We start from the raw sequence: 19,087 nt of genomic DNA on the forward strand, positions 1-19,087 counted from the left end.
GTTGCCGGCCAGCGGCCGGCGCTACGGCTTCAGCGACGGCAACGTCTGCTTCAACCGTTCAATGCCCTGCCATGGGTCACCCTTCAACCGCTTCGCACGCGCCAGCGCCTTGACCATCGGAAATGCATCGGCCGCGCTGACGCGCGCCAGCTCCTCCCAGCGCAGCGGCACTGCCACACCGGCGGTATCGCGCGCCCGCAGCGACCACGAGCACACGCTGGTGGCACCGCGCGTGTTGCGCAGCCAGTCGATGAAGATCACGCCGGTCCGCTTTGCCTTGCTCATCGTCGCTACGTAGCGGTCAGGCTGCTCCAGTGCCATCGCCTGGGCGAAGGCCTCGCAGAACGCCTTGGCCTGCTCCCAGTCCGCCTTCGGCTGCAGCGGCACCACCACGTGCACGCCCTTGCCGCCAGACAGCCGCACGAAGCTCTGCAGGCCGATCTGCTGCAGGCGGTCACGCACATCGCGCGCGCCGGCTTTCACCTGTGCCCAGCGCACGCCCTCGCCAGGATCAAGATCAAACACCAGCCGATCCGGGTGCTCGGGGTCGTCTACCGTCGCCCCCCACGGATGCAGTTCCAAGGTATTCATCTGCACCAGCTGAAGCAGGCCACGCGCGTCGTCGATGTAGACGTAGTCCTCGCGACCACTTTTCTGCTGCAGTGGCACCGCATGCACGGCGTCACCCAGGCCGGGACCATGATGCTTCTGGAAGAAACAGGCCTTGCTGGCACCGTCGGGGCAACGCAGCAGCGACAACGGCCTGCGCGCGACCTCCGGCAGGATCCAGCGCGCCATGCGGCGGTAGTAGTCGGCCACGTCACCCTTGCTCAGCCTCTGCCTCGGATAGACGATGCGCTCGGGATGGGTGAGCTGGACCTCAGCATCGGCTTCAGCATCTGTCATGTTCACTTCCAGGTCCTCTTTGCGCTTGTCATTGCGCAGCCGCTTGAAACTGGCCTGGCGCAGCAGGCCTTCCTTGCCCCAGCCACGGAAGGCTACCTCGGCCACCGCGACCGGCTTCACCCAGCGCACGCTGGCGGCGCTGAACGGCACATGCGCCGGCAGCGGCAGCACGGGGGTCTTCACTGCCAGCGGCTGCAGCGCCTTGTGCAGCGCGCGCAGGCCTTCATCGTCGAAGCCGGTGCCTACGCGACCCACATAGAGCAGCCCGGCCTTGTCCCGCGCGGCCAGAAGCAGCGAGCCGAATCCCACCCGCGAACCCTTCGGCGCCGTGTAGCCGACGATCACGAACTCGTCGGTGTCCTCATGCTTGACCTTGACCCAGCTGCGCGCACGGGCATTCACGTACGGCGCATCCACCTGCTTGCTCACGATCCCCTCGAAACCCGCCTTGCCGCTGGCAGCGAACACCTGTGGCCCGTGATCGATCACATGCTCGCTGAAGGCGAGGATGCCGGGCACATTGCCCAGCAGCGCTTTCAGCAACGCCTTGCGTTCCAGCAGGGGCGCGCGGCTGATGTCGGTACCGGCAACACCGGGCAGGTCGAAGACGATGTAGCGCAGCGGTTGTTTCGAACTGCCGTCGATCACCCGTTGCAGTGCCGCGAAGTCACTGCGCCCCTGCGCATCCAGCACCACCAGTTCACCGTCCAGACGCGCATCGCGCACGGGCAGCGCCCGGATGGCCTGCACGACTTCGGGAAAATCCGCCGTCCAGTCCAGGCCGTTGCGCGAACGCAGTTTCACTTCGCCGTCGTGCAGGTCTGCCAGCAGGCGATAGCCATCCCATTTGATCTCATGCAGCCACTGCTGGCCATCCGGCGCGGTGTCGCGGTGGTCGGTCAACTGTGGCTTGAAAGCGCGGGGGTAGGGCGTGCCACGCGCGCCATCGAGCTGGAGCGCGCGTGCATGCCAGCGCGCGTCGGCCTTGCGGGTGGCTGTGCGCGCAACGGCTTCGGTGCGGGCAGGCTTTCGGGGAGTGCGCTTTTTCACCGCGGATGAGCGTTTCGGCACGGGCGCTTCCAGCAGGTCGTCTGCTTCCGCATCGCGCGCGTCTTCGTCATCACGCTTGATCAGCAGCCATTGCACCTGTCGACCTTTCATTGCCGTGCGCACCAGCTTCCAGCCACCGGCCAGGCGTTGCCCATGCAGCACGAAGTCGATCTTGCCCGCCGCCAGCGCCTGCAGCGGGTCGCCTTCGCTGGCCCAGGTGCCGTGATCGAAGACATCCACATGGCCGGCGCCGTAATGGCCTTCGGGGATGTCGCCCTCGAAGCCGGCGTAGGACAACGGATGGTCTTCCACTTCCAGCGCCAGCCGCTTCTCACCGACGCGCAGCGAAGGCCCCTTCGGTACTGCCCAGCTCTTCAGTACGCCATCCATCTCCAGGCGGAAATCGTAGTGGCGCGAGCTGGCATGGTGCAGCTGGACGACGAAGACCGGCCGCCGCTTCGGATCACCGCGGGAAGAGGCGTCGTCAGGTTCCGGTGTCTGTCCCGCGCCACCGCCAAGGCGGCGCTTGCGCCGGTACTGGTGCAGCGACACGGCTCAACCTGCCTTGCGCCGCGGTGCGGTCTTCTTTGTGGCCTTCTTGGTGGCCTTACGCGCGGCCTTCTTCGCTGGTTTCTTCGCAGGTGCCTTGCGCGTCGCCGTCTTCTTCGCCGGCGTGCGCGTGTTCGCATCCAGGCTCTTCTGCAGCAGTGCCATGAAGTCGACCACGTTGGTGGTGGCATCCTCGCGCGCTGCGGGCTCATCTTCCACCCGCGTGGTCCCGCCCTTGGACTTGATGCGCTTGTTCAACACCTGCTGCAGGCGCTCGCGGAACTCATCGTGGTACTGCGAGGGGTCCCAATCACCGGCCATGGACTCGATCAGCTGCTCGGCCATCGCCGTTTCCTTGCTGGTGATGCGGTAGTCGGACAATTTCCCGCTGGGCAGCGCATAGTCGTCCGGGTCCACCAGTTCCTGCGGATAGCGCAGGATCATCAGTACCAGCGCGTCCTCCTGCGGCATGACCGCGCACAGATACTCACGCGTGCGCACCACCACCCGCGCGATGCCCACCTTTCCAGTTTTGCGCAGCGTCTCGCGCAGCAGCACATAGCCCTTCTCGGCCTTCTTGCCTGGCACCAGCAGATACGGTTTCTCGTAGTAGCGCGGATCGATCTGCGCTGCATCCACGAACGATTCCACTTCCACCGCCTCGTGGCTTTCCGGCGCCGCCGAACGGATGTCGCCTTCCTCGAGCACGACATAGCTGCCCTTGTCGTATTCGTAGGCTTTGACGATGTCTTTCCAGGGCACTTCTTCGCCGGTATCGGCGTTGACGCGCTCGAAGCGGATCGGCTTGCGGTCGCGCGAATCGAGCATGCGGAACTGCAGATCGACCTTGCGCTCGCCGGACATGAGCGACACCGGCACATTGAGCAGTCCGAATGACAGCGTGCCGGTCCAGATGGGGCGGGCCATGGGGATACCTGTGACGGGGCAGGGGACAGCCAGCTTCAGCCCGGCGATGTAAACCACCCGTGTCGGTGCCGTGCACGTGGGTTCTACGGAAAACGGTAGTGCCGGCCGCTGGCCGGCAGAGGCTCGCGGCCTGAAGTTTCCTGGGGTTGCCGGCCAGCGGCCGGCACTACTGCAGCAGCGGTCGCACCGCCGCGGCCGGAATGTGGTCCAGCGCACGCCAGGCGTCTTCCACCACCGGCCGTGCCTGCGACCAGCTCAGCCGCGACTGCCCACGCATCTGTTCCCAGTGCTCGGCCAGTTCCTCGCAGGTATCGGCGGCGTCACCGCGCGGCCAGTCGGCGGCATGGGTGGTCAGCGCGAAGGCATAGACCGGGCACAGATCACGCCAGTTGCGATGGCCGGGCCCGCGGCGCTCCTCGTAATCGCTGAGCATGTACTGCAGGTAGTCCTGCGCCACTGCCTGCGGGTCTTCATGGCGACGCGTGCGGCGCTGCGCGGTGCGCTGGCCGAGCGGATCGAGCAGGGCGTTGAACACGGACGGTGCGGGTCGTTCAAGACGGGGCATGGCCGGCTCCTGCAGCGGGGGCGGGTGGGCAGGAATACGCGCGGTGCCGTTACCAGCGGGTGATCGAGATGTTCATGACGCCGGGTTCGCGGCGGCTTTACCTGCGTCGCGGTGTAGTGGAGTCCCCGCCCATCGCCAGGTAATCGCCATGTCCCACCGTGACCCGCTGCGCCAGACTCACGTTCCCCTGCCGGGGGAATCCCGTGCCAAGCACGACCTGGCCGATGCCGAAGACCGGGGCGCCGGTATGGAGACGCCACACGAAGATGCGCTTCCGGCGGTGCACCATCCTGAACAGGCCGCGCAGGACCGCAAGGACTGCGGCGACCGCCATCGCGGCGGCCAGGAAAGCCCGCTCAAGCGCCGCGAGCGCAAACAACACACCAGCGACAACCAGGACCAGGCGTTGGAAGAGACGTTCCCGGCCAGCGACCCGACCTCGCCGTTCGTGCCGGCCAAGGCGCCGAATTGACGCTGCGGCCGCCGCGCGGTGCTACCGGCTGCGCGTGCCCGGGCAGTGCGTGCCCGGGCAATGCTGCAGGGTGATCCGCACGCACAGCCCGCGGCCCCCATCGCCATCGTCCAGCGTCAGCTGGCCGCCGTGCGCCTGTACCACCGCCACGGCGATGCTCAGGCCGAGTCCCGTGCCCCCATGGCGCGCGCTGCGTGAAGCCTCCAGCCGCTGGAACGGCTGCAGCATCCGCGCCCGTTGTCCGGCCGGTATGCCGGGGCCCTGGTCGGCGATGCGGATATGGATGGCCTCGGCGTCACCCGACGCCTCGACCTGTGCGCCGCCGCCGTAGCGCCCGGCGTTGTCCAGCAGGTTGGCCAGCGCGCGCTTCAGGCTGCGCGGGAAGCCGGGATAGGCCACGCCCACCCGGCCCGTCAGCTGCACGGCATGGCCGGCCTCGCGCGCGTCCTCGACCACCGTTCGCAGCAGCGCATCGATATCGATCGGCTCGCGGTCGCCGCGCAGCTGGGTGGCGCTGCTGTAGTCGAGGATGGAATCGACCAGCTCCTGCATGTCGTCCAGGTCCGCACGCCAGCGGGTGCGCGCGGCCTCGTCGGCCAGCAGTTCGGTGCGCAGGCGAAGGCGGGTCAGCGGCGAGCGCAGGTCATGCGAGACCGCCGCCAGCAGTTCCTCGCGGCCCTGCGCGGCCTGCTGCAACTGCTGCTGCATCTGGTTGAAGGCCTGCGCGGCCTGGCGCACCTCGCGCGGCCCTTCCAGCGGCAACGGCGGTGCATTCAGATTGCGCCCCAGCGCCTGTGCGGCGTCGCCGAGGCGGGTCAGCGGCCGGGTCAGCCAGCGCACCACCAGCAGGGCCAGCAGCACGATCAGCAGGGTGCGCAGGCCGTAGATGCGCAGCAGGTAGTCGCCCAGCGCATGTGCCGGTTCCAGCTGCAGGCCGGCCTGGCCTTCGCGCACGTCGAACTGCAGCCATTGCCCCTGCGCCGTGCGCACGCGCAGCTGGAACTGGCCGGCGACGTGGCGCGCCGACAGCACCTTGTCGTCCTCGCGGCCCTGCGCGTCGTACAGGCGCAGGCGCTGCAGGTGCAGCTCGCGCGGCGTGCCCAGTTCGACCTGCAGCGAAGCACGCAGCAGCTGCTCCACCGCACGGTCACGCGCTCGCAGCGAGACGTGGCCGCCATCGTCGACCGCCCGCACCGTCAGGTCGGCCGTGGACAGCACCGCAGGGTCTGCGCCGGCCAGCGGCGAGTCGGGGGCTTCCAGCAGGCGCAGGGTCTGCGCCACGTGCGCGGCGGTCAGCCGCGCGGGTATCTCGGCCACGCGCTCATAGCGGGCGTCGTGCCAGACGGTGCCGGTCAGCAGCTGCGCCAGCAGCATGCCCGCCACCAGCACCAGCACCAGCCGCCCATACAGCGTGCGCGGCCAGCCCAGGCACGCCTCAGCCATCAGCCAGCACCGGGCCGGCCAGGCAGTAGCCGCGGTTGCGCACGGTGCGTATCAGCAGCGGCGCGCGGCTGTCATGTTCGAGCATCTGCCGCAGCCGGCTAATGCACATGTCGATGCTGCGGTCGCTGGGCATGCGGTCGCGGCCGTACACCTGTTCCACCAGGAAATCGCGCTCGAGCACTTCGTCGGGATGGCGCAGGAACAGCTGCAATGCGTTGAAATCGGTCTCACCCAGCAGGCGGCGGCGGCCATCGTCGGCCTGCAGCAGGTGGGTGCGCGGATCCAGGGTCCACCCGGAGAAACGCAGCCGTGCCACCTCCGCCGTGGCGGCCGGGGCGGCCTGCACGGGCGCCTGCCGCCGCAGTACCGCACGCAGCCGCAGCAGCAGCTCGCGCGGGTCGAACGGCTTGGCCATGTAGTCATCCGCGCCCACTTCAAGGCCGAGGATGCGGTCGGCCGGGTGGCCACGCGCGGTCAGCATGATCACCGGCAGGGCGGTCTGCTCGCGCAGCTGCTGGCACAGCGCCAGCCCATCCTCGCCGGGCAGCATCAGGTCCAGCACCACCGCGTCGAAGGTCTCGGCAGCCAATGCCGCGCGCATGCCATCACCATCGCCGGCGACGACGGTCTGCAGGCCCTGTTGGCCCAGGTACTCGGCGAGCAGGGCGCCGATCTCCGGATCGTCATCGACTACCAGGATGCGGGCGGGCGGGGTAGGGGACTCGGGCATGGACGCATCTTCCCAGATGCAGCACCGACCTGCAGGGCTGCAGGCCGGTGCCACGGCGACGCTTAGAAGCGTGCGCGGATGCTGAAGGTGGTGGTGCGCGGTTCGCCGAAGATCAGCCCGTCGTAGAAGCCGTACTGGGTGTAGTACAGCTTGTCGGTCAGGTTGTTCACGTTCACTGCCAGCTGCACGGTGTCGGTCAGGTCATAGCGCGCCATCAGGTTGACCAGGGTGTAGCCACCCATCGGCAGGTTGCTGGCGTCGTACTTGCCGCCGCCCAGCGGACGCCCTGGGTTGGTCGACATCACCGTGCCGCTCTGCATCGACAGGCCACCGCCCACGGTCAGCTTCGACAGCACACCGGGCAGGGTCCACGAGGTATTCAGGCGCAGCAGGTGACGCGGGTCCTGCTGGTAGGACAGGCCGTCGACCCGCAGCCAGGTGTAGCCGGCATACACGTTCCAGCCCTGCGCCAGGCGACCGGACACTTCCAGGTCGGCACCCTTTGACACCACGCCGTCCACCGCGCGGTAGATGTTGAAACCAGTCACCGGGTGCACTTCGCCGGTGCTCTCGGCCACGTTGTTCTGCTCGTTGCGGAACACGGCCAGCGCGGCATTCAACGCACCGTCGGCCCACTCGCCCTTGATGCCGGCTTCGTAGCTCTTGCCGGTCACCGGGTCGAGCAGGGTGTCGTTGGCATCACGCACGTTGCCCTGCGGGCTGAACACATCGGTGTAGCTCACATAGGCCGAGTAGTTGGCGGCGAAGTCCCACACCAGGCCCGCGTACGGGGTCACCACCTGCTGGTCGCCCGTGGCCGCACCGCGGGTGCGCACGTCGGCCTTGGTGTAGGTCTGGGTGTAGGTCTTGTAGTTGCTCACGCGGGTGCCCAGCACCAGCGACAGCGGCTCGGCCAGGCTGAAGCGGCCGGCCAGGTAGCCGCCCACGTTCTGGGTGATGGTCCTGGTGCGGGCCGGGGTGCGGAAGGTTTCGTACGGCGCGTAGCTGCCGTCCCAGATGCGCCAGTCGTCGATCGGCAGGCCCACCGCGCGGTACTGGCAGCCACTCCACGGGGCCACGCCGCCGATGGTGCAGTTGCCCAGTGCGGCGCTGAAGGCGTAGTCGGTGATCTCGCTGCGGTAGCCGTTGAAGCCGGCCATCAGCTGGTGCTCGCGGCCGAACAGCTGCAGCGGGCCGCTCACGCTGATGTCCAGGTTGTCGCGGCGGGTTTCCGACTCGTTGTGGATGGCGTTGAGGAACGCGCCGCTGCCATCGGGATTCCAGAAGCCGGCGAAGCCCTTGCCCGGGGCCGCGTTGTTGACCTTGGCCACGCCGTAGTTGGTGTAGCTCTCGCCGCTGTCATGGGAGAACGCCACGCGCAGCTTCCAGTCCGCGCCCAGGCCCTGTTCCACGCTGCCGAACACCGAGGTGTTGTCACGCTTGGCCACGCTCCAGTCGGCGGCCGGGTTGGTGCTGCGCGACAGCTTGGTGCGGGTGCCGTCGGCCCACCAGATCGGCACGTTGCTGCCCCACGAGCCGCCGCCGTTGCGAGTGCGCTCGTACTGCACGCCCAGGTTCACGACGGTGGCATCACCCAGGTCGGCCTCGAAACTTGCCAGGCCGCCCAGGCGCTGCACGTCCTCGCGCTGGCGGAAGGTGTCCGAATCCTCGGCACTGACCACGAAGCGGCTGCGCACGCGGCCATCGGCGGTCAGCGGCACGTTGACGTCGCCCATCAGGCGGCGCTTGTCGTGGCTGCCCAGGGTCAGCGAGGCGGCACCGCCAAACTCACGGGTCGGGCGCTTGCGTTCCAGGTACACCGTGGCCGACGGGTCACCGGTGCCACCAAGCAGGCCGTTGGCGCCGCGCACCACCTGCACGTGGTCGTACAGGTCCATGTTCAGGCCGGCACCGCCGCCACTGAAGCTGCTGGCGCCGTTGATCAGCATGCCATCGACCTTGAAGTTGCCGACGTCGAAGCCGCGCGCACGGAAGGTGGTGCGGCCGGCGTTGTCCAGCGAATAGGTGGTGATGCCGGTGGTGCTGGTCAGCACGTCGTTGATGGACTCGATCTGTAGGTCGTCCATCTGCTGCCGGGTAACCGTGGTCACCGACTGCGGGGTCTGCCGCAGGCTCAGGTCCAGGCCGATGGCGGCCTTGCTGATCGGCAGGGTGTAGCTGTCCGCCTGCGACTGGCGACGCGCGCTCACTTCCAGACCATCCAGGGTGGTCGGGTTGGCATCGGCCGGTGCTTCGGCGTGGGCCGCCAGCGGCAGCGCCAAGGCGACAGCCAGGGCAAGAGCGCGTCGGCCGAGGGCAGACGGGCACGGCAGGGCAGCGCGCGGCAGGCCCGCGCGGGTGAGGGCATCAGCAGTCACAGGGGGAGTCCTTATCGGAGATTCAAATGGGATCGATTCCCATTTGCGTCATGATAGCGACGCGCCCTGCGTTACCGGTTCGTGAAGATGTAAGCGTATGTAATGCAGCGCGTCCGAATGGATCAGCGCCACGACCACTGCAGGCCCACGCTGGCGCGCCGCCCCGGGCCCGGCTCGTAGTAGCGCCCATTGCCATCGTTGACGATCACCGAGCCAATGTAGGCCTGGTCCAGCACGTTCTCCAGTCGCGCGAAGGCGCGCAGCTCGCCACCCGGCAGGCTCCAGCGGCGCCCGCCTTCCAGGTGCAGCAGGGCGAAACCCGGCGCGCGCTCGGTGGCCAGATCGTTGACCACGGTATCGCTGCTGGCCGTCGCCTCCAGTGCCCACTGCCAATCGTCCGGGCTCCACTGCAGTCGGGCGAACGCCTGTTGGCGCGGCACGCCGGGCAGGCGGCTGCCCGCGGCGACCACGTTGTTCGAGGTCAGGTAGGGCGAGCGCACCTGCGCCTGCAGCCAGGTCCAGGCCAGTTGCAGTTCCAGCTGCTCGGCCAGCGGCTGGCGGTATTGCAGCTCCAGCCCTTGGCGACGGGTACGGCCAATGTTGCGATAGGTGCTGCGTCCGCCGATATTGCTGGCAACGGCCAGCTCATCGTCGGTATCTGCACGGAACAGGCTGACATCAAGCTGGGTTCCATCCTCTGCGTGCCACTTGCTGCCCACTTCCACGGAGCGGCTGCGCGCGGCCGCAAGATCCAGCGCCAGCCCGGCCTGGCCGTCGGCGCGATAGCCCAATTCGTTGAAGGTGGGCGTCTCAAAGCCCCGGCCCATGGCAGCGTGCAGGCGCCACTGCGGGCTGGCCTCGAAGCTGATGCCGGCCACCGGCGTGGTCGCCTGGTAGCGCCGACGGCCGCTGTCGTCCGGGTTGCGACCGGTGATGTAGCGATCATCCGATTCGAAGCGCACGGTGCTGTGGCGCACGCCCGCCAGCAGCGACCAGCGCGGGCTCCATTGCCACCAGGCCTGCGCGAACTGGTCCACGTTCTGCACGATGTCGATCTGGTCGCGGCGCAGCTGCCCGCGTACGCCCAGCGTGCTGCCGATGAAGTTCTCATGGCCGGTGCGGTGCTGGCGCTGGCGGTCGGCACTGAGCCCGGCCACCAGGTCCAGCGGCCGTCCGGCGAGATCGCCGTGCCAGCCCCAGCGCGCATCCAGGCCGCCATAGCCGCCGTCCAGGTCGATCACCCCGCCGGCATGCAGGGGGTTGGCCTGTGCCGTCGGCGGAATCGGCAGGTCCTGGCGCACCGCGCGCTGGCCGGCGTAACCCATCAGCTGCCAGCGCTGCGCCCCGGCCTCGCGGGTCCAGCGCAGCCCAGCCTGCTGCTGGCGCACCGATTTGCGAGTGTTGTACTGGTGCGCCACGGCGGTGGCCTGGCGCGGGTCCGCCGCCACCTGCGCGCGGGTCAGGCCCAGCGGGTCCTGCGCATCGGGCGCGTCCAGCGCATTGAGCAGCAGCTCCAGCCGGCCGCCCCCCAGCTCACCGCCGATGCGCGCGTTGAGCGATTCACGGCGGGCCCGGCTGTGGTCGCGCCAGCCATCGGTACGGAAGTGGTTGGCGGCGATGTTGTAATCCAGCCCGCGACCGGCCCCCTTCAGCTGGGCACCGATGCTGAGCGTGCTGTCGGCACCGGCGTTCACCCGCAACCGCCACGGATCGCCGGCCTGGCCCTGTGCGCTCCAGACCTGCAGCACGCCACCGGAGGAGTTGCCATACAGCGCCGAAAACGGCCCACGCAGTACGTCGATGCGTTCGGCGCCGAGCAGGCTGGCATGCGACAGCTGGCCCTGCCCGTCGGGCATGGTCGCCGGCACGCCGTCGATCAGCACCCGCACCCCGCGCACGCCGAAGGTCGAGCGCGCGCCGAAACCGCGGATCGACAGCTGCGTGTCCTGCGCGAAGTTCTGCCGATCGCGTGCGACCAGGCCCGGCACCCCGGCCAGCGCCTCTGACAGCTGCGCCCCAGCCCCGGCGCGGCGGGCGTCGATCCAGACCGTGTCCAGGCTGGCGGGCAGTGCGAACGGGTCGATGCCGGGTACGCGTGCGGCCTGCACCTGCACGGCAGGCAGGGCGGTGGGGGCAGGCTCGGCCATGCTGGCAAATGGCAACAGCAGCAGGGCGGAGAGCGGCAGGCAAAGACGTGGTGCGGCGGGATTCATGATTCAGGTTGATGGATCGGGCGGCAACGCACGCCATGGTACGGGGCGACGGATGACGATGGCGGCGGCCAGCCCCGGCGGGCTTTGTTACGATGGGCTGTTTCCGGCCGAAAAGCCGCGAACCGCGTGGCGCAATTCCTCCCCCTTTCCGTCTACCGAACGAGTACCGCCGTGTCCTTCTTTGCAAACGTGGAACTGGTCCCAGGCGACCCGATCCTGGGCCTGACCGAGGCGTACAACGCCGACAGCCGCCCGACCAAGGTCAACCTGGGTGTGGGCATCTACTACGACGAGAGCGGCCGCATTCCGCTGCTGCGCGCCGTCAAGCAGATCGAGCAGCAGCTCGCCGCTGAAGCCAAACCGCGCGGCTACCTGCCGATCGATGGCCTGCCGGCATACACGCAGGCCACGCGTGAGCTGGTGTTCGGCAAGGATTCGCCGCTGCTGGCCGCCGGCCGCGTCACTACCGCACAGACCGTCGGTGGCAGCGGTGCGCTGCGCGTCGGCGCCGACGTGCTGAAGAAGCTGCTGCCGCACGCGACCGTTGCGCTGAGCAACCCGAGCTGGGAAAACCACCGCGCCGTGTTCAGCGCGGCCGGCTTCGAGGTGGTGGATTACACCTACTTCGACCCGACCACCCATGGCGTCGATTTCGACGGCATGCTGGCCGACCTGGGCAAGCTGCAGGCCGGCACCGTGGTGCTGCTGCACGCCTGCTGCCACAACCCCACCGGCGCCGACCTCACGGTCACCCAGTGGAAGCAGGTCGCGCAGCTGCTGAAGGACAAGCAGCTGTTCCCCTTCATCGACATGGCCTACCAGGGCTTCGACAAGGGCATCGAGCAGGACGGCGCCGCCGTGCGCATCATCGCCGAAGCCGGCATCGACAGCTTCATCGTCGCCAACTCGTACTCCAAGTCGTTCTCGCTGTACGGCGAACGCGTGGGTGCGCTGTCGATGGTCGCCCCGACCGCCGCGGACGCCAAGGCCGTGCAGTCGCAGGTCAAGCGCGTGATCCGCACCATCTACTCCAGCCCGTCCACCCACGGTGCTGCGCTGGTGGCCGGCGTGCTGACCAACCCGGACCTGTGCGCGATGTGGGAGCAGGAACTGACCGAGATGCGCGAGCGCATCCACGCCCTGCGCCAGGGCCTGGTCGAGAAGCTGGCCGCTGCCGGTGCACCGCAGTTCGGCTTCATCAACGAGCAGGCCGGCATGTTCTCCTACTCCGGCCTGAGCCGTGAGCAGGTCGAACGCCTGCGCGACGAGTTCGGCATCTACGCCGTCGGCACCGGCCGCATCTGCGTGGCCGCGCTGAACCAGAACAACCTGGAATACGTCGCCAAGGCCGTGGCCACCGTCGCCAAGGGCTGAAACAACGTTGCACGTGCTTGAAAACAAAGGCGCCGAAAGGCGCCTTTGTTTTTTTGCATTTGCCCCTGCCTTTGCCACACCCACCGCGCTCGCGGCGAACCCTGAAGCGCGTGGGAGGGGGAGGCGCCAGGAGCGCAACGCATCTGGAAACGATTACGCCTTCCCACGCTCACGCACACGCTGGCCGGACCGGCGACAATAGGCGTTTTCCCGCTGCCGAGACCTGCCCGCTCATGTCCCGTACTTCGTTGACCCGCTTCCTGATCCAGGAACAGCACGCCGGCCGCATCAATGCCGACCTGCGCCAGCTGATCGCGGTGGTCGCCCGCGCCTGCACCAGCATCTCCATCGCCGTCAGCAAGGGCGCCCTCGGTGGCGTGCTCGGCGACGCCGGTACCGGCAACGTGCAGGGCGAAGCGCAGAAGAAGCTGGACGTCATCAGCAACGAGATCCTGCTCGAAGCCAATGCCTGGGGTGGGCACCTCGCCGCCTGCGCCTCGGAGGAAATGGACCACAGCCAGCCGGTGCCGGACATCTACCCGCGCGGTGATTTCCTGCTGCTGTTCGATCCCCTCGATGGCAGCTCCAACATCGACGTCAACGTCTCCGTCGGCACCATCTTCTCGGTGCTGCGCTGCCCGACCCACGTCGAACTGCCCGGCGATGACGCGTTCCTGCAGCCGGGCAGCAAGCAGATCGCCGCCGGTTACTGTATCTACGGGCCCAGCACCCAGCTGGTGCTGACCGTCGGCCATGGCACCCACGCCTTCACCCTGGACCGCGAGAAGGGCGAGTTCGTGCTGACCACCGAGAACATGCAGATCCCGGCGGCCACGCAGGAGTTCGCCATCAACATGTCCAACCAGCGCCACTGGGAAGCGCCGATGCAGGCGTACGTGGGCGATCTGCTGGCCGGCAAGGAAGGCGCGCGCGGCAAGAACTTCAACATGCGCTGGATCGCCAGCATGGTCGCCGACGTGCATCGAATCCTGACCCGCGGCGGCATCTTCATCTACCCGTGGGACAAGAAGGATCCGTCCAAGGCCGGCAAGCTGCGCCTGATGTATGAAGCCAACCCGATGGGCCTGCTGGTCGAACAGGCTGGTGGCGCTGCCTGGACCGGCCGCGAGCGCATCCTGGACATCCAGCCGGACCAGCTGCACCAGCGCGTGCCGGTGTTCCTCGGCTCGCGCGAGGAAGTGGCCGAAGCCGTGCGCTACCACCACGCGCACGACGCCGCACAGGGCTGACAGGCATCACCCGACAGCGGTCATGGCAGATCGATGACATGACCATGGGGTGACACCGCAGGCGGCAAACGGCACCATCAAGCCGTTGCCGCCTAAGGAATGCACGCATGCACGAGCAGGGCCCGGTCGATTTCATCGAAGTCATCCACAACGCCGTCCCCAACGAGGTCTGCGCGGCGATCGTCGAGCGCATGCGCGCCGCACAGGACCTGCGCCCAGGTGCCGTGGGCAGTGGTGTGTTCCCGGAACTCAAGCACAGCAAGGATCTGCGCATCAGCGGCCTGGAAGGCTGGCAGGACGTTGATCATCAGTTGCAGCACGCCGTGTTCAACGGCCTGCTGACTTATCTACGCCGTTATCCACAGGCGCTGATCGCGCCGCTGATGTTGCAGATCCAGGACAGCGACGGCCAACCGCGACGCCTGTCTGCCGAGGATTTCCCCGACATGTCACAGGAGCAGCTGGCCGATCTGGCCCGCACCTGCCTGCGTCCGGGCGCGATCAACCTGCAGTGGTATGCGGCGGGCGAGGGCGGGTACCCGTACTGGCACTGCGAGCTGTACCCGAAGGACCCGCAGGCCGAGACCCTGCACCGGCATGTGCTGTGGACGCTGTACCTCAACGACGGATTCGAAGAGGGCGAAACCGAGTTCCTGTTCCAGGGCCGCAAGATCGCACCGCGCACCGGCAGCCTGCTGATTGCGCCGACGGCGTTTACCCACACCCATCGCGGCAACCGACCGCAGGGCGGTGACAAGTTCATCGCAACGAGCTGGATCCTGTTCCAGAGTGCGCAGAAGTTGTTTGGGGGGTAGCGTCGTCGTAGCGTCGAGCTTGCTCGACTGAACCTGGAGCGAAGTCGGGCAGGCTCGCCGTTACCGTGGGCGACGGCGATAGAGAATCCCGCCTGCCACGGCACCGAACACCGCCACACCGAAACCAACGAGCTCTTCTTCTCCAAGCGCGTCGCCGGAGATCAGCTTGCCGCCCGTCAGCAACAGAACGTTCAACGGAAGCATCCACAGGAACGCGATGCCGAGCCAGTAGATGATCCTCATTTCATAAGCTCACTGGTCCGGATACATCGACTTGAACCAGTAGGCGGATCTGTTGCGCATCCATGGGCTGAATTCTTCCGTTTCCAATTCCCGCAGCTGGCGCATGTCGATTCCATAGCGTTGGAACAGCGAAATCAACTCTCTCATACCTTCGTCATCCACAGCCGACGGATCAACAGAGACGTTGATCGTCCTGAGGAACCCTTCGACAGACACCACGCCCGGAATCTGGTTCAACCTGGAGAAGAACGCATCCTCGTCCAGTCGTGAGTAGAACCTCAGGGAATCAATTTCTATTTTCAGCATTGCCAGTCCCCGCAGAAGTGATTGCATGCAGGCAGTTCCACCCGGTTATCGGGTGGGCCCAAAGGTTCGCCAGAGATTTCCGTCGCCGCCTTGCCAGGCACTGAGCTTCTCGACGGGGATTTCCTTGAGTTGACAGGTGAACTGGAGATAGAAGGAACGGTCTTCCTTTCGATAACTGTTCCATCCGACAGCCGTCACTTTGACTTCCATCCGACCGTCGCGCTTGTGCGGCTGATGTAGTTCGACGTCCACTGAATCGGCCAACCAATAGTCTCCCTTGTGCGCGAAGCCCGCACCGCCACTGGTCAAGCGCGCATCTACTACCTCCAGCGTCCCTTCCGGCGAAGGCGTGTATTCCTTCAGGCTGCCGGTGATCTTGCTGAACTGCTGGGAATCGATCACGCCGGGCGACTCCGAGAAGAGGCGCAGCAGAAGAAGCGTGTCCGTGCCCTTGCGCACCCTATGACCTGTATTCGCCACCCACAGTCGCTATTCAAACTCGTCCAAGCCAGCAGGCATGTCAGTGACGATCGCGGCCTGCGGAACGACGATGCATTCGTACGCCTTCTCTGCTTGTGCAGGCTGCGCCCCGAGCACGAGCGGAATGAGGAAGCAGGTTATATGGGCCGACAACTTCATTACTGGGTTGGAGCTCCATATTGAACGCTGCTGCGACTTGCATCACGCTGGTGGTAAGTCTTCCAGGAGTTAGAGAAGATTCGCCTTTCGTCACGTCGTTACCCGGAGGTTCGATCTGGTCTGCTTGTGTTGAGAACTCCCATGCGGCGGCTTATCAGAAGGATCATGAAGAACGAGATCGTCGTGCCGATAAGCTGCAACTGGATGGAGTCCGGGTATCCCTTGCAGTGCTCGAACGCAGGAGTGTCGTCCACATGATCGAAGGCACTCTCTGATGAGGCGATATAAGGATGATGCTCTACTGTAGAAAGACCAGCGCACCGACGCAGAGGGCTCGTCCGAGTGGAACAGCCATCTTCCTCAACCGTTCCTTATTCACCCTTTCCGCCGACGTCCCCATGACAGGCTTCCACGATTGACCGGTCACCTTATGGTCCATTGAATCGCCACCCCTGCCACCATACTGAACGGTTGCAACCTCAACAGATCCACCGTACAACGTCGGCGCCTCAGTCCATGACAACAGTGGAGCAACTGGAGGCGCCGAAGCAAGATGGATCGCTACAAGCCGCACAGGCTGATCGTCGGCGCTGCGTATCAGTTACTTTGCAGGACGGATAATTGCTCTGGATCACTTTCAATCTTTGTACCATCTCATGCAAACCCCCAGAAGAATCTCACGACTAGATCCCCCCTCCTTAGATGAAAGCGCAAGCCTGGACAAAATCGCAGCTTGGCTTTCTGAGTCACCTGCATCGGCCATTCTCCGTTGCCATCTATGAGCTTCAATCTCATGTCCGGATACAAACTCATGATAAATATAGAGCTGTCGCATTGCGGGGATGTCGCCCTTCTCCGCCAGGCTCTCTAGATCCGATATTTGAGAGTCACTCAGTGAGGCACTTGTAGGTGCGTAGGAATCTTCGCCTTTCTTCTCCTCAACCAATGAATCTCTTTGCTGCATTGATCGCGACACAAAGAAACCCGTCGCGAAAGAAAAAGCCACGATGGTGAGCACCTTCAGATAGACCTTCATTTGATTCTCCTAGAAAGACATGAACACACCAGGGCTACTCATGTCCTTCTGGCCTTCCTCGGACTTTCCCCATATTCCAGAAACGCCACCTGCATTGAACCACATGTAGTTTGTTGCACCGGTTGTCGGCGTGTTGTAGGCCTTTGAGAATCGCTCAGCAATCGAATGGTCTCCTTGTGCGGAACGGCAACCCATAAAGTCCACAGGTTCACCAGGCTTCCATCCTGCCTTTTTGAGCATTGCTGCAATGTCCGCAACATTCATTCTTGCGCCTCCCTTTTTGTCATTCTGCACGACGTTGGGACTCATGTGAGCGTAGATCGCCCAACGACCTTGGACGTCTGGCATTGACTGTGCGCCTTGGTAGAACTTCTCCTCTTCCTTCTTGAAGAGGATGATCTTGGCAAGGCCCAATGGATCGACACCGTTAATCGGGTTGCTCTCCGCGTACGCGTAAGTGTTCAGCCCCCCCGCCAATCCAATCGGATCACTCTGCACATACCTGCCGATGCTCGCGTCATAGTCGCGGAAACCGTTGTACCAGAGCCCACTTTCTGCATCGTAGTACTGGCCCGGGAAGCCAATGTTCAACCCACCGATCTCATCCTTCTGCACGCTGCGCCCGTAGGCGTAGTTGTACGCCTTCCAGACGGTCTGCTGGCCTGGGCTGGTGACGAACTCCGGGCGTCCAAGATGATCGGTATGCACGTAGTTGTGCTGCCCGCTGCGGGCCATCCCCACCAGTTCGCCTTCGAACCAGAAGTAGTTGGTCCACACGCCATTGTTCAGCTCGGTCGTGAGCTGATTCTGGCCAGCATAGAAGTAGCGACTGTTGGTGTTCTGGTTGATCTTTGCAACGCGCTGCCCCTGCGCATTGAGCACGTAGTCAGTCGCAGTGCCACCGATGTTGCTGCGGCTCATACGGTTGAAAGCGTCATACTCATAGGTGCTGATCCGGCTGCCCGCGGTTTCGCTGATGCGATTTCCCAGTGCGTCGTACTGATACTGGCGGCTGCCGTCCTGGTTGGTGTAGTTCAGCACCCGGTTGCTCCCCGGGTCGATACTGTATTGCGTCAGCTGATTACCTGCTTGGTAGCGGTCATGATTCCCGCCGGCGTCGTAGGAAAGATTGTTGGTGACACCAAAGCGAGTCAGCTGGGTTAGACGGCTCAGGGAGTCGTAACCGATCATCTGCGTCATGTTCGGATCGACAGCATCGACGATGGCGGTGATTTCTCCATCACCACTGTACTGGTAGTCCCAATAGCTGACCTTGCTGCTGTTGGGTCCCCAGACCGACATTGCCGTCAGCCGTCCCTCCTGATCGTGGTTGTAGCCCCGGCCGAGGCCATTGCCATACGCCAGCCACCCGCGCGCTCCCGTGGCCTTCCAGCTGGCCTGGGAAATGATCGAACGCTGTGTGCCGTCCACTGTTGCCATCAACGCGCTTGGCTTTCCGTGGGAACCATAGGAGTAGGTCGCCTTGTCACCATTGGGATAGGTGATCTCGCTCAGGCGATTGATGCCGTCGTAGCCATACGTCGTGCTGTAATCCGTCTTCTGACCAGACAGATCTGTGAAGTCGCGGCGTATCTGCAGCGATCCGTTCGGGGTATAGGCGAAATGCGTTGCTGTTCCCGGCCCCGAGGTGCCGCACAACTGTCCTTTGCCATTGCTGCACCAATCGTAGGTGTAGCCTAACGTCCGGCCTTCGGCGCTAGCAGAAGTCATGCGCCCCAGGCCGTCATAGCCGAAGGAAACGACACTTCCATCCGCTCTGGTCGTCGATGTCCGTAGACCTGCAGCGTCGTACTGGTGCTGTGTTGTTCCCGTATCCGGGCTCACCTGCTTCCACATCTGGCCGAAGCCATCGAACTCATAGGTGGTGACCAGATTGCGCGGATCGCTCACCCGGATCGGACGATCTGCGTGATCGTACGCAATCTTCGTCGTCCCTCCAGCAGCATCGATTGATTGGATCAAGCGACCGCGAGCGTCGTAGCTCATCCGGGTAACCCGATTCTGTGAATCGGTCACCTGGGTGACGCGTCCCTCTGCGTCATAGGCATAGCGCACGTTCTGTACGCCGTTGCCGCGCTCGACAATCACCCGGCCCAGTTCGTCGTACTCATATGTGTTGACGGAGACAACAGCGTTCAGCCCGATCAGGGCAAGCGTCAGTGCTGGCATA

17 protein-coding genes are annotated in these 19,087 nt (G+C 65.2%); 4 read left to right on the top strand and 13 right to left on the bottom strand.

Going from position 1 to position 19,087, the window contains the following annotated elements:
* Positions 1 to 21: 21 nt before the first annotated feature.
* The 3 genes from ligD to ACMZPQ_RS12780 all read right to left on the bottom strand — a co-directional run bounded on the left by ligD (position 22) and on the right by ACMZPQ_RS12780 (position 3,997).
* Positions 22 to 2,508, bottom strand: coding sequence for a DNA ligase D (ligD, locus tag ACMZPQ_RS12770; RefSeq protein WP_197584391.1), 2,487 nt, complete (start codon positions 2,506 to 2,508; stop codon positions 22 to 24).
* A gap of 3 nt (positions 2,509 to 2,511) precedes the next feature.
* Complete coding sequence (gene ku, locus ACMZPQ_RS12775; RefSeq protein ID WP_197584389.1) at positions 2,512 to 3,432, bottom strand: non-homologous end joining protein Ku; 921 nt, start codon at positions 3,430 to 3,432, stop codon at positions 2,512 to 2,514.
* A gap of 166 nt (positions 3,433 to 3,598) precedes the next feature.
* Positions 3,599 to 3,997 (bottom strand): hypothetical protein, encoded by a 399-nt coding sequence (locus ACMZPQ_RS12780; RefSeq protein WP_053448370.1) that lies wholly within the window; start codon positions 3,995 to 3,997, stop codon positions 3,599 to 3,601.
* Positions 3,998 to 4,145: 148 nt separating this feature from the next.
* On the opposite strand from ACMZPQ_RS12780, the gene ACMZPQ_RS12785 reads away from it, so the two are divergent.
* Complete coding sequence (locus tag ACMZPQ_RS12785) at positions 4,146 to 4,469, top strand: hypothetical protein (RefSeq protein WP_414486102.1); 324 nt, start codon at positions 4,146 to 4,148, stop codon at positions 4,467 to 4,469.
* Positions 4,470 to 4,490: 21 nt separating this feature from the next.
* On the opposite strand, the gene ACMZPQ_RS12790 is transcribed toward ACMZPQ_RS12785, so the two are convergent.
* The 4 genes from ACMZPQ_RS12790 to ACMZPQ_RS12805 form a co-directional block, all read right to left on the bottom strand.
* Entirely contained in the window at positions 4,491 to 5,912 is a 1,422-nt protein-coding gene (locus ACMZPQ_RS12790) for an ATP-binding protein (RefSeq protein WP_197581283.1), read from the bottom strand.
* Entirely contained in the window at positions 5,905 to 6,642 is a 738-nt protein-coding gene (locus ACMZPQ_RS12795) for a response regulator (protein WP_197581280.1), read from the bottom strand. Before ACMZPQ_RS12795 ends, ACMZPQ_RS12790 begins: the two co-directional genes overlap by 8 nt.
* 62 nt (positions 6,643 to 6,704) lie before the next feature.
* The gene (locus ACMZPQ_RS12800) at positions 6,705 to 9,020 is read right to left on the bottom strand and encodes a TonB-dependent siderophore receptor (RefSeq protein ID WP_197581279.1); all 2,316 of its coding nucleotides are present in this window, start codon (positions 9,018 to 9,020) and stop codon (positions 6,705 to 6,707) included.
* Positions 9,021 to 9,142: 122 nt separating this feature from the next.
* Positions 9,143 to 11,233 (bottom strand): TonB-dependent receptor family protein, encoded by a 2,091-nt coding sequence (locus ACMZPQ_RS12805; protein WP_197581276.1) that lies wholly within the window; start codon positions 11,231 to 11,233, stop codon positions 9,143 to 9,145.
* A 171-nt stretch (positions 11,234 to 11,404) separates the two neighbouring features.
* Here ACMZPQ_RS12805 and ACMZPQ_RS12810 point away from each other — a divergent pair, with 171 nt between their 5' ends.
* The 3 genes from ACMZPQ_RS12810 (at position 11,405) to ACMZPQ_RS12820 (ending at position 14,672) form a co-directional block, all read left to right on the top strand.
* Positions 11,405 to 12,607 (top strand): amino acid aminotransferase, encoded by a 1,203-nt coding sequence (locus tag ACMZPQ_RS12810; protein WP_197581273.1) that lies wholly within the window; start codon positions 11,405 to 11,407, stop codon positions 12,605 to 12,607.
* A gap of 233 nt (positions 12,608 to 12,840) precedes the next feature.
* Positions 12,841 to 13,857, top strand: coding sequence for a class 1 fructose-bisphosphatase (locus tag ACMZPQ_RS12815; protein ID WP_197581270.1), 1,017 nt, complete (start codon positions 12,841 to 12,843; stop codon positions 13,855 to 13,857).
* A gap of 107 nt (positions 13,858 to 13,964) precedes the next feature.
* Positions 13,965 to 14,672, top strand: a complete 708-nt coding sequence (locus ACMZPQ_RS12820) for a 2OG-Fe(II) oxygenase (RefSeq protein WP_197581268.1) — start codon at positions 13,965 to 13,967, stop codon at positions 14,670 to 14,672.
* Positions 14,673 to 14,732: 60 nt separating this feature from the next.
* Here the strand turns inward: ACMZPQ_RS12820 and ACMZPQ_RS12825 are convergent, their stop codons facing one another.
* The 6 genes from ACMZPQ_RS12825 to ACMZPQ_RS12850 all read right to left on the bottom strand — a co-directional run bounded on the left by ACMZPQ_RS12825 (position 14,733) and on the right by ACMZPQ_RS12850 (position 19,086).
* Entirely contained in the window at positions 14,733 to 14,915 is a 183-nt protein-coding gene (locus ACMZPQ_RS12825) for a hypothetical protein (RefSeq protein ID WP_312646741.1), read from the bottom strand.
* A 9-nt stretch (positions 14,916 to 14,924) separates the two neighbouring features.
* Positions 14,925 to 15,248 carry a hypothetical protein gene (locus ACMZPQ_RS12830; protein WP_197581265.1) on the bottom strand — a complete coding sequence of 108 codons (324 nt, stop codon included), beginning with the start codon at positions 15,246 to 15,248 and terminating at the stop codon, positions 14,925 to 14,927.
* Positions 15,249 to 15,266: 18 nt separating this feature from the next.
* Positions 15,267 to 15,680 (bottom strand): hypothetical protein, encoded by a 414-nt coding sequence (locus tag ACMZPQ_RS12835; protein WP_312646743.1) that lies wholly within the window; start codon positions 15,678 to 15,680, stop codon positions 15,267 to 15,269.
* 30 nt (positions 15,681 to 15,710) lie between these two features.
* Positions 15,711 to 15,860 carry a hypothetical protein gene (locus ACMZPQ_RS12840; protein ID WP_312646745.1) on the bottom strand — a complete coding sequence of 50 codons (150 nt, stop codon included), beginning with the start codon at positions 15,858 to 15,860 and terminating at the stop codon, positions 15,711 to 15,713.
* A 637-nt stretch (positions 15,861 to 16,497) separates the two neighbouring features.
* Positions 16,498 to 16,896 carry a hypothetical protein gene (locus ACMZPQ_RS12845; RefSeq protein WP_197581262.1) on the bottom strand — a complete coding sequence of 133 codons (399 nt, stop codon included), beginning with the start codon at positions 16,894 to 16,896 and terminating at the stop codon, positions 16,498 to 16,500.
* A 9-nt stretch (positions 16,897 to 16,905) separates the two neighbouring features.
* Positions 16,906 to 19,086, bottom strand: a complete 2,181-nt coding sequence (locus tag ACMZPQ_RS12850) for an RHS repeat-associated core domain-containing protein (RefSeq protein WP_312646748.1) — start codon at positions 19,084 to 19,086, stop codon at positions 16,906 to 16,908.
* Between the last annotated feature and the right edge of the window lies 1 nt (position 19,087).

Source organism: Stenotrophomonas maltophilia (assembly GCF_047497515.2).
In the GTDB taxonomy this organism is placed as follows: domain Bacteria; phylum Pseudomonadota; class Gammaproteobacteria; order Xanthomonadales; family Xanthomonadaceae; genus Stenotrophomonas.

Excerpts from the sequence above, each read along its gene's own strand:
- ACMZPQ_RS12850 (WP_312646748.1), bottom strand. The coding sequence starts at position 19,086 with ATGCCAGCACTGACGCTTGCCCTGATCGGGCTGAACGCTGTTGTCTCC.
- ACMZPQ_RS12845 (WP_197581262.1), bottom strand. The coding sequence starts at position 16,896 with ATGAAGGTCTATCTGAAGGTGCTCACCATCGTGGCTTTTTCTTTCGCG.
- ACMZPQ_RS12815 (WP_197581270.1), top strand. The coding sequence starts at position 12,841 with ATGTCCCGTACTTCGTTGACCCGCTTCCTGATCCAGGAACAGCACGCC.
- ACMZPQ_RS12790 (WP_197581283.1), bottom strand. The coding sequence starts at position 5,912 with ATGGCTGAGGCGTGCCTGGGCTGGCCGCGCACGCTGTATGGGCGGCTG.
- ACMZPQ_RS12780 (WP_053448370.1), bottom strand. The coding sequence starts at position 3,997 with ATGCCCCGTCTTGAACGACCCGCACCGTCCGTGTTCAACGCCCTGCTC.
- ACMZPQ_RS12830 (WP_197581265.1), bottom strand. The coding sequence starts at position 15,248 with ATGCAATCACTTCTGCGGGGACTGGCAATGCTGAAAATAGAAATTGAT.
- ku (WP_197584389.1), bottom strand. The coding sequence starts at position 3,432 with ATGGCCCGCCCCATCTGGACCGGCACGCTGTCATTCGGACTGCTCAAT.
- ACMZPQ_RS12785 (WP_414486102.1), top strand. The coding sequence starts at position 4,146 with ATGTCCCACCGTGACCCGCTGCGCCAGACTCACGTTCCCCTGCCGGGG.
- ACMZPQ_RS12840 (WP_312646745.1), bottom strand. The coding sequence starts at position 15,860 with ATGAAGTTGTCGGCCCATATAACCTGCTTCCTCATTCCGCTCGTGCTC.
- ACMZPQ_RS12820 (WP_197581268.1), top strand. The coding sequence starts at position 13,965 with ATGCACGAGCAGGGCCCGGTCGATTTCATCGAAGTCATCCACAACGCC.
- ACMZPQ_RS12795 (WP_197581280.1), bottom strand. The coding sequence starts at position 6,642 with ATGCCCGAGTCCCCTACCCCGCCCGCCCGCATCCTGGTAGTCGATGAC.
- ACMZPQ_RS12805 (WP_197581276.1), bottom strand. The coding sequence starts at position 11,233 with ATGAATCCCGCCGCACCACGTCTTTGCCTGCCGCTCTCCGCCCTGCTG.
- ACMZPQ_RS12825 (WP_312646741.1), bottom strand. The coding sequence starts at position 14,915 with ATGAGGATCATCTACTGGCTCGGCATCGCGTTCCTGTGGATGCTTCCG.